The 1,123-nt window shown below is 67.9% G+C and carries 1 protein-coding gene; it reads left to right on the top strand.

Annotated features, from left to right (window positions below):
- On the top strand, window positions 1-1,029 hold a 1,029-nt coding region (locus AWB67_RS38320; protein ID WP_327367245.1), incomplete at its 5' end, for a rhodanese-like domain-containing protein.
- Between the last annotated feature and the right edge of the window lie 94 nt (window positions 1,030-1,123).

The raw sequence follows: 1,123 nt of genomic DNA, 5'->3' as shown, positions 1-1,123 counted from the left end.
GCGTTGACAGGCGGCTCGATGTCGTGGCTGCTCGCAGGGCTCGAAATCGAGCATGGCGAGATTCGCACCGCGCCGCGTCCCGATGCGGCGACGCTCGCCACCGCGCGTGGACTCGCCGCTGCTGCCGCGCGCAAAGCCCAAGTGCCGGTGATCGACGGCGCGACGCTCGCCCTGCTCGAACGCGAGAGCGACGAGCACACGCTGTATCGCTTCGACGTGCGCGATCCGCTCGAATACGAAGCGGGTCATCCCTCAGGCTGGCGCTCGGCGCCGGGTGGCCAGCTCGTGCAAGCGACCGATGAATACGTGGGCACGCTGCACGCCCGCGTGGTCCTGCGCGACGACGACGGCGTACGCGCCCGCATGACCGCATCGTGGCTCAGGCAACTGGGCTATCTCGACGTGCATGTTCTCGACGACGCAGCAAGCGCCGCGCTCACTGCCGATACATACGAAGCCGGACCCGAGCCATTGAACATCCGTCCGCACGGCGCGCGCACGCACTGGATCGAGCCGGACGCGCTGTCGCGCGCGATCGGCGAAGGCAAAGCGCAAACGATCGATATCGACAGCAGCCTCGCCTTCAGGCGCAATCATGTAGCGGACGCGCGCTTCATCGCCGCGAGCGGACTGCGCGCGCGTCTCGACGGCTTTCCGCGCGACCAACAGATCGTGCTGACTTCCGAAGACGGCGTACTCGCCGGACTCGTCGCGGCGGAACTCTCGGCGCATCGCCCGGATATCGCCGCCCTGATCGGCGGCACGCGCCGCTGGATCGCGCTCGGGCTGCCGCTGGAATCGGGCGATTCGAACAACCTCACTGGCGACGACGACGCCTGGTACAGCCCGTACCACGCCGAGCCCGGCCGCGTCGCCGAGCAGATGAACGCGTATCTCGCGTGGGAACTCGAACTCGTCGAACAAGTGGAGCGCGATGCGATCGCGTCGATCAACGTGCTGGACTTCGAAACCGCGACGGCGAAGCGCAGCCGCGAGCGTCTTAGCGAACCAAGCAGTACCGCCGCATGAGCTCGATCGTCCTGCCCGCATTCGACGGCACGTCGAGCCCCGCCGACGTCCCCGGCAGCCCGCTTCACGCCGCGTTCGCACAGCCGCTCATGCT

The sequence above is a fragment of the Caballeronia terrestris genome, from assembly GCF_001544515.1.
Taxonomy (GTDB): domain Bacteria; phylum Pseudomonadota; class Gammaproteobacteria; order Burkholderiales; family Burkholderiaceae; genus Caballeronia; species Caballeronia terrestris.
The sequence above is the reverse complement of the archived record's forward strand: the minus strand, read 5'-3'. Positions and strand labels throughout refer to the sequence as shown.